The organism is Okeania sp. SIO2C2 (genome assembly GCF_010692625.1).
Taxonomy (GTDB): Bacteria; Cyanobacteriota; Cyanobacteriia; order Cyanobacteriales; family Microcoleaceae; genus Okeania; species Okeania hirsuta.
The window spans coordinates 126,423-141,140 of record NZ_JAAHGM010000015.1 but is presented as its reverse complement, the minus strand read 5'-3'; the positions used below and the strand labels follow the sequence as shown (position 1 = coordinate 141,140).

At 36.6% G+C, this 14,718-nt stretch carries 6 protein-coding genes; 5 read left to right on the top strand and 1 reads right to left on the bottom strand.

The features are described from left to right. Nucleotides 1-145 precede the first annotated feature (145 nt). Nucleotides 146-7,633, bottom strand: a complete 7,488-nt coding sequence (locus tag F6K18_RS15245) for a translocation/assembly module TamB domain-containing protein (protein WP_287521956.1) — start codon at nt 7,631-7,633, stop codon at nt 146-148. Between the two features lie 934 nt (nt 7,634-8,567). Between F6K18_RS15245 and F6K18_RS15240 the strand changes: the two genes are divergently transcribed. The 5 genes from F6K18_RS15240 (at nt 8,568) to F6K18_RS15220 (ending at nt 14,669) form a co-directional block, all read left to right on the top strand. Further along, nucleotides 8,568-8,939 carry a DUF3110 domain-containing protein gene (locus tag F6K18_RS15240; protein WP_287521954.1) on the top strand — a complete coding sequence of 124 codons (372 nt, stop codon included), beginning with the start codon at nt 8,568-8,570 and terminating at the stop codon, nt 8,937-8,939. A 241-nt stretch (nt 8,940-9,180) separates the two neighbouring features. Then, entirely contained in the window at nt 9,181-10,104 is a 924-nt protein-coding gene (murQ, locus tag F6K18_RS15235) for an N-acetylmuramic acid 6-phosphate etherase (RefSeq protein WP_287521953.1), read from the top strand. A 906-nt stretch (nt 10,105-11,010) separates the two neighbouring features. Then, entirely contained in the window at nt 11,011-11,802 is a 792-nt protein-coding gene (locus tag F6K18_RS15230) for a DUF928 domain-containing protein (protein WP_287521952.1), read from the top strand. Between the two features lie 152 nt (nt 11,803-11,954). Continuing rightward, a complete protein-coding gene (locus F6K18_RS15225) occupies nt 11,955-12,098 on the top strand; it encodes a hypothetical protein (RefSeq protein ID WP_287521951.1) in 144 nt (47 codons plus the stop codon). Nucleotides 12,099-12,740: 642 nt separating this feature from the next. Beyond that, nucleotides 12,741-14,669, top strand: a complete 1,929-nt coding sequence (locus F6K18_RS15220) for an adenylate/guanylate cyclase domain-containing protein (protein ID WP_287521950.1) — start codon at nt 12,741-12,743, stop codon at nt 14,667-14,669. Nucleotides 14,670-14,718: the final 49 nt, after the last annotated feature.

Below are 14,718 nucleotides of genomic sequence, written 5' to 3'. Positions count from 1 at the left end.
TGGCGAACCTGTTGCCTTGATATTACACTTAGCCAGAAGGCAGAATCCAGAGGGGTTTCGCTCAGTTACGCTATCGCTAACACACCCTACCAATAGCTGATAACTGATAACTGATAACTGATAACTGAAATGACTCCTAGCAAAATCAAAACTGTACTTCATATTCAACTGATAATACTGCATTATCATTAAAGTTACTGCCGCCTCGAACGCGTACTTCATCATTAAGTTCATAAAGCAGAGAAAATTCCGTTGGTTCATTGGCACCAAAAAGTCTAGTCATGGATACTCCTAATTTATTCGTCACGTCAACACCTACCTCCAAACCCCAACCCAAAGAGGAAGCACGTCGCGCTCCACGTTTAGGAATACTTGCAGGAAATATCCGAAATTCACTTAACCCAGTTGCTGCAATAATATCCTGTTGTAAGTTAGCAAGTATGGTGGTACTTGCTACATTAGCTAATGCTAAATTCCGATCTTCACTAAGGGTATCAATGATATTACCACCCAACAAACTGACTATTTGTACTTCCGATCGCTTTGGAGAACTGGTCAACTCTAGGTTATTTTCTAATTCTGATAGAGGTCCTTTTGCTGTTGCCATAATTCTAACTCTCTGACTACTATTCAAGGTGCCTGGTGATGGAGCGTCTATGGTCTCAGGTGATAATGGTGATGATGGGGATGATGAACGGTTGCTTTCAAAAGCTGATGCTAATAGCTGTACATCTACAATGGGGTCAAGTCCATTAATTGGGGTAAAGGTAGCTATGTTGTTATAGTTGGGGTCTAAACGCAATTCTGTAGTAAATAGATTAATCGACCCTGCTGCCAGGTCGATCGTGCCGCTTGGACGAATATCGCTGAGGGTTCCGTTAATCAGTAAACCACCTGCAACTTCAAAGTTAGCTAGTCCTGGACTAATCATCTGTAGGCGATCGCTTAGAGTCACTTGAAAATTATTTAGACCAATCTCAAATTCTCCCATGCCAAAACTAGGTGGATTTTCTTGACTACCTGCTGCTGCTGCTAAACCTGCTGCCTGATTTAAAAATATTTTACCTTGGGAGACTTCAACGTTACCGCCTACTTCTGGTTGCAAAGCTGTACCTGTAATCAGGACTTTTCCATCAATACCACCTTGAAAAACTCGTTGAAAGTCTATATTGAGTTGGTCTAATGTAATTGTCAGGGGGTTATTTATATCTGGTTCTTGACTGCCAAAGGGTTGAAAAATTGGTAAAACACCAATGACCTCAACTTTACCATCACTAATAATTCCTTGGAGTTCTTTTACCTCTATACGATCGCCCTGAAATAAAACTGTTCCTTCTAGGTCTGTTAGAGGTTGGGGAAATGCTGCTGCTGTGATACTTATATTTGCAAATTTAGCATATCCTTCTGGTTCTGGTTGTTGTAATGTTCCTTTGACCTGCAATAATATATCTCCTTGACCAGAGTTTAATGTCACCTGGTCGTTCAAGATATTAACTATCTGTAACGCATCATTTTTAATATTGACGCTGACATTAACTAAATCGCTACCTGCGGAAACTTGAGCAAAGGGCAGGTCAATGGGTACATCCCCTCTATACAAAATGGGGTCTCCAATTATAGAAATACCTCCACCAAAACGCAGGCGCCCAGTGTTATAACTAAATTCTGTTTGTGCTTTTTCAATGGGTGTTTCGTTTAAGGTGCCGTCTACTATATTGATTTTGCCTATAGCTCTGGGGTCTTCAAAATTTCCTCCTATTTCTGTTTCGGCATTCAAAATTCCTGTAATATTAATATTGATGTTTGGTGGTATATAATTTTGGGCAAATTTCTGTATTTCTCCTAAATCTATATTTTCTAATCGTAATTTCCCAGTCTGATTTTCTGGACTCAAATCTCCATTAAATGCTAATAATGTTTCTCCTGCTTGCACTTCTAGTGGTTTGACTGTCAGCACTTCGTTTTCATACTGACCCTGTACGAGAAATTTATCGATTTTGTAAGGTCCCCAATTCCAGTCGCTACCATTGATGTCAAATTTGCCGTCAACACCAGACTGCAAAGATCCTTCTGCTGTTACTTCTCCGGAAAAGGTTATATCTAGGTCTGCAAGGGGTGGTATTGGTATGGGACCATTTAATTGTTGACTTTCTTGTTGTTGTTTTAGCAAAGCTTTAATTTCGGCAAACCGACGCAGTTGGGAAATTACTGGTGTATTTTCTGGAAAACCTACTGCAACTGGTTGCACATCTTCAGCGTTGGCATAATTTGGAGTTGCTATACCTCGCGTAATGTCTTCTAAGTTAAACCATTGGAGGGCGGTCAAAATATCTTGAGCTTCACCTTTTTCAATTTTTAGGTTGCCAGCAAATTTGGGGTCGAAATTGGCATCGGGAGAATTAATATCGACCATTGCTTGTAAGATATATCGACTGTCACCTAATAATAATGTACCGTCATTGAGAGTTCCTATACCTTCGGCAAAATTTATATCTGCGGTGAAACTCTCTGCATCTATATAACCAATACTAGGTTTGGCAACTGCAAGATTTCCGTTTGCTGCGATGGAGTTCAGGTCGAATGTTCTCAGACCAGATATTGCTATTTTGGCGGATGCTTCCCCGGAAACTGGACCGATATCAAGTTGTGCTGCTGGTGCTATATCTAATAATTCTACAGGAAATTGCTCTAATGTTACTAGGAGGTTTTCTCCCTCGGTTACTCCTGCGAGTTTTGCTTGGTCGCGTTGAATTAAGAAAGCAGTGGGAAAATAGGTTTGCTCAAATCGGTCTAATACTAATTCTAGACGGTCTTGTTCGCCAGCAATTTTAAAAGTTAATCCGTCAGCTATTCCTGCATTTAATTTTCCAGATAAAACGGAATCAAAATCTACTGAATTTACGGCTAAGTTTCGCAAGACAACATCACCAACTAAACTCAAGTCTTTGATAGATTTACCGATGACTTTACCATCAAAGTTGACTCTACCTGTTAATAACTCTCCTTTTTTTTCTATGGGTAAATCTTGTGCTAATTTTTCTATAGGCAGAGATTCTAAATCAAAATATGATAAGTTGACATTAATATTAATTCCAGAAATTGTCGGTGGTTTTTGCTGTGAAAAATCTACACCTACTACTCCATTAGCATTAACGTTTGGCGGGATAGAAACTTTTTCTATTTCTACTTGTTTACCTTTCCAGTCAAACAGAGAATTAAGAGGTTGTTGAATAACTGGTAATTCTGAAAGTGTTAATTTTGCTTGAGCTGCTATAGCTTCTGGAGATAAATTTGCTAGGGTTCCAGATAGGTCTATATTTGTATTTAAAAAGCCACCAATTACTGGTAAATTTTCAGCTTTTCCTAATAATTTTTGTACTCGTCTAATAGCTGCAACGGTTGTTTTTGTCTGTTCTTGTTTTTCCAATGCTGCCGAAAATTGCTCTAAAGGAATTTGGTCTCCTACTACAGCAGTTTGCCATTTTTGACCTACTAATTCCCCTGTAATATTAACTGCTCCACCATCCGCTAAAAGTACTTTTCCTTCAGCTTCAGCAGCTATAGCTTCTGGGTTTAAATTTTCTAAATTTCCGGCGACTTTAGCACTACCGAGAATATTGCCATTTATTGTTTCTAAATAAGGCAAAACTAATTCTATAATTTCCTTATTCGTGTTATCCGTGCCCAAATTCGTGTCTAGCTCTTTAGCTATTTTTTTGACAAAACTCAATGGAATAGGTTCGGCGATCGCTGAGGCTGTAAAATTACCATTGTCTAATTTTCCTGTGGCATTAATTGTATTATTTCCAATAATTAATTTTCCGGATCCATCGGCGGCTATTGCTTGAGGATTCAGATTATTTAAGTTACCAAATATGCTGAGATTACCAAATATTTCTCCTTCAATTCCTGGCGGTAAAGTTGCGCTAGCTGGTATGGCAATTAAACCAGTTTTTCTGACTGTTTCTTCCAAAGGGCGTAAAGCAATATTTTCTGTTTCTATATTTGCAAAAAAGTTTCCTCGTTCGAGTTTACCATCAATATTAACTGCATTGCCATCAATAAATAATTTGCTATTAGTATTTACGGTAATTGCTTCTGGAGATAAATTGTTTAAATTTCCAGATAAATTAGCATTAACATTAACTTGACTATTAAAACTTTGAATAGCAGGAATTTGAGCTTGCAAAGTTTGAATTTGATTAGGTTCTACTGGTATTAATCCCGATGTTAAAACTGCTTCTCCCAAATCTAAAAGAGGATTTACTGCTAATTTACTGCTATTAACTGAAGCTTGAAAATTGCCATTATTTAATTTACCCGTAGCGTTAACAGTTCCTCCAGCAATAATTACCTTCCCATCCCCATCAATAGCAATTCCTGCGGGAGTTAAATTATTAATATTTCCAGATACAGTCGCTTCCCCTTGAACTTCTCCCTTAGTATCTGTTGGTAAAACATTATTTTTCAGAGAAACAATTTGTGCTTCTTTTAATAACTTTTCGACAGCAGTAAGAGATATTTGATTAGTTTTAACAGTCGTTTGAAAATTACCCGAATTTAAACTACCTGTAGCATTAATTGTACCTTCATCAATTTTGAGATTTCCAACTAAATCTCCTGCTATATTTTCCGGGGAAGGATTTGCCAGATTTCCTGATAAATTAACCTGACCATTTAGCCTACCATTCAGACTTTTTAACCTGGGAATATTAGCTCTAATATTATTTAACTGTTCCTGGTCAGTAATAACTCCAGAATTTACAGCAGATAACCCCAAATCTAACAAAGGATTCAGAGGTAATTCTTCAGTATCAACTAATGCTTGAAAATTACCATTATTAACTTTCCCATTAGCATTAACCGTACCATTAGCAAGATTAACATTCCCTTGAAAATCACTGGTTATGCCAGCCAAACTCAAATCATTTAGATTAGCTAAAAAAGTAGCTTCACCATTAACTTTTCCATCAGTTTGACTAGATAAAATCGGATTAGGAGTCGTCAGAAAACTTGCATTTCTCCCGATTCTTTCCAAAGCACTCAAACTCAATTTAACAGCATTTCCCTTACCTTGCAAATTACCATTATTTGCCCGAGCATTAAAATTAACTTGACCGTCAGCAATATTTAACGTTCCACTCCCATCCCCATCAATAGTATTAATTGAAAAATTACTTGTCAGACCAGAAAAATTAGCTTGAGCATTAACAACACCTTCCAACCCAGATGGTAAACCCAATGGTTTTAAAGGTTCTAAATTATCTAAAGAAATTTGATTGACAGTAACGTTGAGCTGCCAGTTTTCCAGATTAGCATTACCATCAATATTAACCTTTCCCCCACCAACTTCAACAACAGTATTTTTAATATTTGCCTGACTATTAACAATATCAACAGTACCACTCACCGGATAAACAGCTTTTGGTAACTGCCATAGAACTTGCCCCTTCAGACTTTCCAAAGCTCCAGCGATCGCCACTTCAGTAGAAAAGTTACCAAGGGGAAGAGGTGAAGTAATGCCATATTGTTGAGCGATCGGTTCTAGTGGTAAATTTTCCACCTTCAGGTTTAAGTCAACTACAGGATTAAAATTCATTTCCTGCTTCTGCTTAACTCCCGACTCCTGACTTTTAACTTCTAACTTTTGATTTCTAACTTCTAAGTTTTGAATTTTGACTTTTGTTTGCGTTTGCGTAGCATCCCCCAGGGAAGCATTCCCTAGGAAATTTTGAGTTTGTGGAAGTGACTCCCGACCGACTTCTAACTTTTGAGTTTTGAATTTTGTTTGCGTTTGCGTAGCATCCCCCAGGGAAGCATTCCGTAGGAAATTTTGAGTTTGTGGAACTAACTCCCGACTCCCGACTTCTAAGTTTTGAATTTTGACTTTTGTTTGCGTTTGCGTAGCATCCCGTAGGGAAGCATTCCGTAGGAAATTTTGAGTTTGTGGAAGTGACTCCCGACCGACTTCTAACTTTTGAGTTTTAACTTTTGTTTGCAAAGCATTCCGTAGGAAATTTTGAGTTTGTGGAAGTGACTCCCAACTCCCCACTCCTAACTTTTGAGTGTTGACTTTTGTTTGCGTTTGCGTAGCATCCCCCAGGGAAGCATTCCCTAGGAAATTTTGAGTTTGTGGAAGTGACTCCCGACCGACTCCCAACCGACTCCTGACTCCTGACTCCTGACTCCTGACTCCTTGTTGAACAGCACCCTTACCCGTAATTTTCCCTCCCACTACAGGAGTAATTTGTAAGTCAGAAAAACCAGCAGTTAAATTGACTGGTTGAAATTCTTGGTTTAACTGCGGACTAATAGTAAAATTTGTCGCGATATCCTGAAATCTTAATCTATCAACCCTAGTAACTTCAGTCGTTTGAACCTTTCCTGATACCACTGGTTGCAGCAAATTACCAACAATATTGAAATTAGTTTTGACACCCCCATCTAATAAAGGTCTAATATCCTGAATTTGACTACGAATTTGCTGAAGTTGCTGTTTGGTTTCTGCTGTTTCAATACGCTGCGAAAGTAAATCAATTTCTGTAGTAGCAGTATTAAACAAAGTGTCAAAACTAACAGGCAAAACCTCCGCATTCAAATTCAGATTAAGATTTTGAGGATCTAAGTCCGCCGTTGTTTGCGCCGTACCCTGGAGTTTTAATCCAATATTCCCATAGTTGGCGTTTAAATTTTCCACCATAACTTTTGGCCAAGCAACATTAGCAACCGTATTCAGGTTAACAGTGTCGCTCAGAAGACTGCTGTTAGCTTTCAACTCCTGTAAACTAACTTTTCCCTGGATATTTTGTACAAAGTCAGCAACTTTATCAGTTAATTTAATCTGAGTCCGGAGGTCTGCATTTAATTCCCCACTTTGCAGACTTACATCAGGAATATTTTCAAACGCTAATGCTAAAGGAGCAAATATTGGTAGTTGCAGTTTTTGCGCTACGACATCAGCTTTAATTTCGGAGTTTTTGAGATTAGCATCAGCATCAACCTGAAAATTACCCCCACCATCAATAACTTTGCCATTGAGGTCTACCAACCAACGTTGCAGTTTGTCCTTAGAAAAAACTTCACTATTACTTAAATCTAACAATATCGGTCCAGAAGACTTTCCTGTTTGAGTAGGCAAAATACTAACATCCAGTTCCGGGAAACGTAGAGCTGTAATATCAACATTAAAAGGTGGAGGTGGTAGATCTGCCAACTCTGGAATTTTAAACAAACCATCAGCTTCTTGTTGTATATTAGCTTCAGATTTTCCAAATGTAATATCAAGTTTCAGAGTCTTGAATAACAGAGGTCCAAGAGCATACCTAACCTTAACTATCTCCGTAGAAGCAGCGATCGAGTCTGTTGAGGTTGGAGGTACAGAGGAAGGACCAAATTCTAGATAACCAATTCTAAATTTTTTCAGTTCGCCCACTTTTACTGGTCTTTGGGTAAGTTTGGTTAGATTCTCACTCACCATTGGGGCTAATTTTTCTTGAAACCACCAAGTTCCTACTGCCCCCCCTGCTACAGAGACTGTCCCTAAACCGAGACCACTAATAATTACTATTCTGTGCCAGTTTCTGGACTTGGAGGTATCAGTTTGATTATGAGAATTTTCTGGAGTGTTGGTCATAAGTAAGTCAAAAGTTAAATTTTAAAAGTTTTATATTTTAAGCAAATATAATACCATTTTCAAAAAAGAATGTTACGAATAGTTTGAGTAATTAAAAGACTTTTTTGGAGATGTCTTTTTGACTAAAAATATAAGTTTAGACCTAAGAAATAATATCGAAGCCATTCATTTTGACTCCTGACTCAGTCCTCCTGACTCCTAAAAAATACCCTAGCTATTTGTAGCAAATATTTATCAACTAGTGGCAATAAATTGACCCTGTTCCCGTAGGGTGGAATGGCGAGGTCTCCTGTCCCTCCAAGACGCTACCTGTTAACGTAGTTGTGCCCTAGCAAACGCCATATCCAATCGACCAAGATAGGAAAACGGGCACCAAGAGAGGCAAAGCGGGAAAAGCATTTCCCTGTCTAAGGTTCATCATCAGTCTATGTCAAACACCAACCCGTTCCTTGCTATGGATGCTATATTTTTTTCTCTGTGTATTCTGTGTATCAAGATTTTAGGTAAATTTAAGTTACTTACGCTTCTCCAATTATTAAATCAAAAGCATTATTATTTCAGTGTTTCAACTATATATATAAGCCCGATTAAAGTTGTATAAAAAATATCCTATAAACAGGGAACAGATCTCAGAATTTTAAACTTTATGATCAAACAGGAGTTTCAATAATTTCTGAAGAGTGCTGTATTTAAGATAGTATTTGACTAGAATATTTCTGGACTTAGACTGAGTTTGGTATAGAATTCTAATAATACCATTCCTTTTTTTTGGAGATCTGGTCAAATAACTTTCCATAATTTGTTATGAATACAGACTATACCTCTTACAAAAGTAAAAATTAAATCTTTCTCCCTTGATGATAATTTAAACACATTATTTCTTTGTCTCTACTAACATAGACAAAACAATTGTCTATTCACATGAGGAAAAATTATGCGAGTATTTGTTTTACTGTTTAATGCTAGAACTGAAAATGAAGGAATTCATACTATTCAAAGTGGCGATCGTAATCAGGTCTTGATGTTTGAATCAGAGGATGATGCCACTCGCTTTGGTGTGTTGCTAGAAGCTCAAGATTTTCCTTCTCCGGCAGTAGAAGAATTTGACCAAGAAGAAATTATCGAATTCTGTAGGGGTGTAAATTATGAGTGGAAAGTTATACCAGCAGGTGCTTTGGAGATGCCCCCAGAGAATAATGTAGAAAATACTGATTGGCAAATAGATGCAGACCAAATTTCTGAAAAGGCTGAAAATTCAGAGTCTGACTTAGATAGAATTAGGCGTCAACTCGAAAATCTTTTATAGTTATTGGGCACAAAATTAAGTTAAAAATCAAAAATCAAAAGCATAAGCCCCTTGATGAATCAAGGAGCTTACAACGCTGAAGGCACTATGGATAAATATAGCAACTGCCATTACTCTCTTGACTTATAGAATATCTAAAACAACGGAATATCAATAATCAACCTTCTATCCTAGATAACTAAACGCCTTCGTTTATGGTTTGAGCACAATCTATAATTTTTTAATCAGTAATGGGCTAAAGATGGATAATTTACAGGCACGAGGTCATTTATTGACGGAACAGGTTAACCCTAATAGTCAGAATTTAGATAGGTTAAGCTCTTTAGAATTGGTGGACTTATTTAATCAAGAGGATCGGCGAACTTTAGAGGCGATCGCTGCATCCCGTTTACAATTAGCTCAGGCAGTGGACATCACGACTGAAGCTCTACGCCAAGGTGGCAAACTTTTTTATGTGGGTGCTGGTACAAGTGGTCGTTTGGGGGTATTGGATGCGGCTGAATGTCCTCCAACATTTTGTACGCCTTCGGATTTGGTACAAGGGATTATCGCTGGTGGTGCGGGTGCTTTAGTCCGTAGTTCGGAAGATTTGGAGGACCGGTTTGAGGATGGTAGTCAGGCGATCGCTTCGCGCCATATTACGAATTTGGATGTGGTAGCTGGTATTACTGCTGGTGGTACGACTCCTTATGTCCATGGTGCTTTGGAAGCAGCAAAACAAAGGGGGGCAAAAACAATTTTTATTACTTGTGTGCCTGTGGAGCAGTTTAGTGTGGAAGTAGATGTGGATATTCGGTTGGTAGTTGGCCCAGAGTTATTGGCAGGTTCTACACGCTTAAAGGCGGGAACTGTTACCAAAATGGCTTTGAATATTTTATCAACGGGAGTAATGGTAGGACTGGGAAAGGTTTATGGTAATCGTATGGTTGACGTAGCAGTGAAAAATACTAAGTTACGCGATCGCGCTCTACGCATTATTGAGGATTTAACTGAGTTGAGTAGGGATGAGGCCACAAATTTATTAAATAAAAGTAACGATTCAGTTAAGTTGGCACTTTTTATGCATTGGAGTGGTTTAGAAAAAGAAGAAGGCGACAGGATTTTATCTGAATACCAAGGTAATCTCAGAGCAGCATTGCAAAAAGTAGGAAAAATTGAGGATTAGAATTTAAGAAGTAGTCAGGAATTAGGAGTTAGGTAGGGGAGTAGTCGGATTGGCGGTGTAAAGCAGTCAGGAGTCAGCAGTTAGCTAGAACTGAGAATAGGGTGGATAGGAATTTTCACCCTACCAAACCCATTTGTCTGTCTATAAGGTCTATCCCTTATACGGAACTCCTGAAAACTTTGTGGGGAGGGTGGGAAGTAAGAATCTTGTCTACAGTTCTCAAAAAAATGTATTTTTCAATGCACTTTTCTCTGGAAAAAGCCTCTCAAAGACTTATACATAAGTTGTCTATTTTGTAAAGTTTTATATTAAGAAAGATGTGGGTAATGGATAGCTGTAAGGTGTGGTAGGTATTAAACTCATCAGGGATAAAGATAAAATTTCACGAATGATTTAGGATTGCTATATGAACAAAAAATAAATACTTTACAGAATAGTGGGAGGTTTTGCTATTTTTTTATCCTGAAAAATAAAAGAATATAATTTAGTGTAATAAATCATGTATAAACTCCGATAACTAGAAGTTTATAAGAACTGAATATACTGAATATCTGGATAAATAACTACAGAATTGGCTTTGGTGATTTTAAGTATGAAACTTCTAAAATGTAAATTTTGATCCAAAAATAAGAGTGCAAATCATAGCTATTTTTCCTAACTAAGGGATTAGAAGGGAGTTTTTATACCTCGTGAATCCTGACTCCTAAAATGTCATACATTTATTCAGGAACGCCCATAATTTATATAATATGAAATCCAGTTATACAGTTGTCACAGTCTATACTTCCATTCAATGCAGACATAAAATAGCCGGAATATCTCAAGATTTTTCCTACTCTCACCTTTCCTTTCTCCTCTCTCCCGACTACTGAATAATTATACGATAACTAATTATCCAGATGCTATATGAGATATCTATTATTAATAACTACTTTATCAGTTGTTTTAATGATGAAGTTATTGAATATTGCTGGAGTTGTGCAAAGACCAGCTTTCGCAATACCTAGCTTCGGAAATATTAGCAATGACTGGAGAATTTCTCAAACATATATACCTCCAGATCGAGGCGCACCTCCAACTACAACATCTTCAGGAACCCGTGGAGGTGAGCAATGCCTTTTGTCTGAAAAAAAAATTGTTCCTCTTCTAATACCGGGAAATAATATTGGAGTAACATTATCTAAACATCCGACATTTTTTATCTATATTCCTCCCTATCAAAAAGCTCAAAAAGCAAGGTTTTTTCTGACAGAATGGATTTCACAGGAAGAAATATACGAAGAAGATTTTCAGCTGCCTAAAAAATCAGGAATTATTAAAATTAAGATTCCTGCTGAAAAATCAGCTCCTTTGGAAATTGGAAAAACCTACATTTGGGGAGTACAAATATGGTGTGAATATGACCCTCTAGGAGAAAGTGCAGATTATTTTAGTCAAGGTTTTATAGAGCGTATCCAAGCTGATAGATATTTGCTTGAAAAGTTAAAAACAGCAAGACCTCTAACTCTGTCAACTGTTTATGCTTCCCAAGGAATTTGGTATGATGCTTTAGAAAGTATAGTAGAACTTCGTAGCCTAAATATAGAGAATCCTCAGTTAATAGATGACTGGAAAAAATTATTTGAATCAGCTAATTCTCAGGGGAAGGAAGAATTTATTCAAGCACCTGTATTAGATTGTTGTCAAAGAGAAGATTAAATTAGTTATCATTTATCTTACTGGGTAGTAACTGCTGAATTCATGTGTACAATGGAGGGTTAAGACTTGCAATTCACACCAACTACTAATTTTTCAAATAAGTGTGAGGTTCTTAAATCCAATGTTAAAAATATAAATAAATCCAACTATTGGTGGCTGAAAAAATAAGGGTAAGGGAGAAGGAAGAAGGAAGAAGGAAGAAGGAAAAAGTGGATGGGGACTCAAACCCCAACAAGCTTGTAAACACCCCCGTTGACGGTGGGGTATCAAACTCAAGAGAAAAAATTAATTATTAATTACTTCTCCTTAAAACAGATAGGATTTAGGAAAAGGATTTTTTTTACTTATTTCTTCTGTAAAAAAGAGGATTTAAACCTTAATTATATCAATTCCGGTAGCATCACTATTCTCAGGTAAGGATCAGGAAGAAGGCTTTAGTTATCTAGGAGAGAAGGAAGAGGGAAGAAGACTTCAGAGCAAGAAAAAAACTTAAATTTCCTGTAGATATTTACACTAACTTTTACACAAACTATACCAACGGACATCATATTATTCGGTAAATACAAAAAAACTGATGACTGATAGATAAGTACTAATTAGGGTCTGCTGAATAAAGTCTTTTTGCTCTTTGTAGGAGACAGGAGACAGGAGACAGGAGACAGGAGAAATGGGAATGAGCCAGGAGGTAGGAGCAAGAATTGTCTCTCAATTTTTCTGCCATAATCATCCTAAAATACCAGCATGCATGAGCTTTTTCCACCAAAAAGTTGGTACTTTTTTCAACGCTAAAACGCTAAAACCTTTATCTGTAAATACTTTTAGAATTAATCAGCAAGCCCTAATTACTTAATAATAGAAATAGGATTGCTATATATTATATAGCTTCAAAAAAAAGCTTTCAAAGCCCATAATAAAGTAATCAAAAAAAAAGATTTTTTATGTGGAAAAAAATAATTAAAAATCTTGCTTGGAAATGGCGCGCTGTATTCTTTACAGTCCCTAGTATTACTGTCTTATTAATCGGGATAAATTGCACAGGTAGTTTGCAAATATTTGAGTTAGCAGCATTCGATCAATTAATTAGATTACGTCCCCAAAAACCTGCCGATCAAAGATTTTTGATTGTGGGATTGACTGAGTCAGATATACAAACGTTGGGGATGACAATTTTATCAGATGAACTACTTGCTAAATTAATAGAAAACTTGAAAAAATATCAGCCAGCAGCAATTGGTTTAGATATATATCGAGATTTACCAGAAGAACCAGGATATGAAAAATTAGTAAAAGTATTTGAATCTACACCAAATTTAATTGGTATTAAAAAGGTAGTTGGTAATCAAAATGATTCTCCCATTAACCCCTCACCAATTTTAGATAAATTGAATCAAGTTGCAGCCAATGATGTGCCTATGGATGCGGATAGTAAGATTAGAAGATTCTTTTTATATTTGACAGATAAAGAAGGTAAAATAGTACCAAGTTTAGGATTAAAACTAGCAAAAATTTATCTTAAAAAAATCAATATTTTGCCTAAACCTGCGGTAGTTAATTCTGAATATTTACAGTTGGGAGAAGCTATATTTATTCCTTTTGAAAAAAATCATGGTGCTTATATAAAAACTAATGCTGAAGGGTATCAAGCTATTCTTAATTATCGCAACCCAGAAAATACATTTCAACAGCTTTCAGTAAGTGATGTTTTAAATAATCAAATTTCTCCTGAATTAGTACGCGACCGGATTATTTTAATTGGCTCAGTAGCAGAGAGTAAAAATGATTTATTTCTCACACCTTACAGTAGCAAAATTATTGGAATTCCTGAAAAAATGTCCGGGGTAGAAATTCATGCCAATATTACTAGTATGATTATTAGTTCTGCTCTTGGTGAAATTAATCTTATTAAAATATGGCCGGAATATTTAGAATGGCTATGGATTTTTTCCTGGTCAGCATTAGGGACAAGTGTTAGTTGGAAATGGCGATATTCTGGAGGTTTTTCTCGATTTTCTGGTGAATCTATTATTGCTTTATTTGCTGCTAATGCTGGATTAATTTGTATTAGTTATTATGGGTTTTTATGGGGTTTATGGATTCCCATAATACCACCATTATTAGCTATTTGGTTATCGGCGATCGCCATTACAGCTTTTGTTGCTAAAACTGCTGGATATATTCGTGAGGTGTTTAGTCGTTATTTGACTGATGAAATAGTAGCCAACTTATTAGAAAATCCTGATGGATTAAATTTAGATTGTCAACGACGAAAAGTGACGATTTTGATATCTGATATTAGAGGATTTTCGGCTATATCTGAAAGGTCAGAACCAGAAATGATTTTTGCTATGTTGAATATTTATCTAGCAAGAATGACGGAAATAATTAATGAATATGGTGGTACTATTGATGAGTTTATTGGTGATGCTATTTTAGTTATTTTTGGTGCTCCTACTCAGAAAGAAGATGATGCAGAAAGAGCTGTTGCTTGTGCAGTGGCAATGCAGATGGAAATATATGATGTGAATGCTAAATTAAAAGAATTAAATTTACCAGAAATTCAGATGGGAATTGGGATTAATACTGGAGAAGTAGTAGTTGGTAATATTGGTGGTAATAAGAGGTCTAAATATGGAGTTGTTGGTAGTAATATTAATTTAGCTTCTCGGATTGAATCTTATACATTAGGAGGTCAAATTCTAATTTCGGAAAATACTCTCGAAGCAGTGAGTTCTATTGTTAAAATAGTTGAGCAAAAATCAGTAAAAATCAAAGGCTTTGCTGAAGCTATAACTATTTATCAAGTAGGAGGTATCGCCGGAAAATATAATTTATTTTTACCCCTAACATCAGAAAAATGTGTGGCTTGATCAGAAGCAGTTCCTATTCAGTTTGCAGTTGTTGATGGAAAGGAAGTTA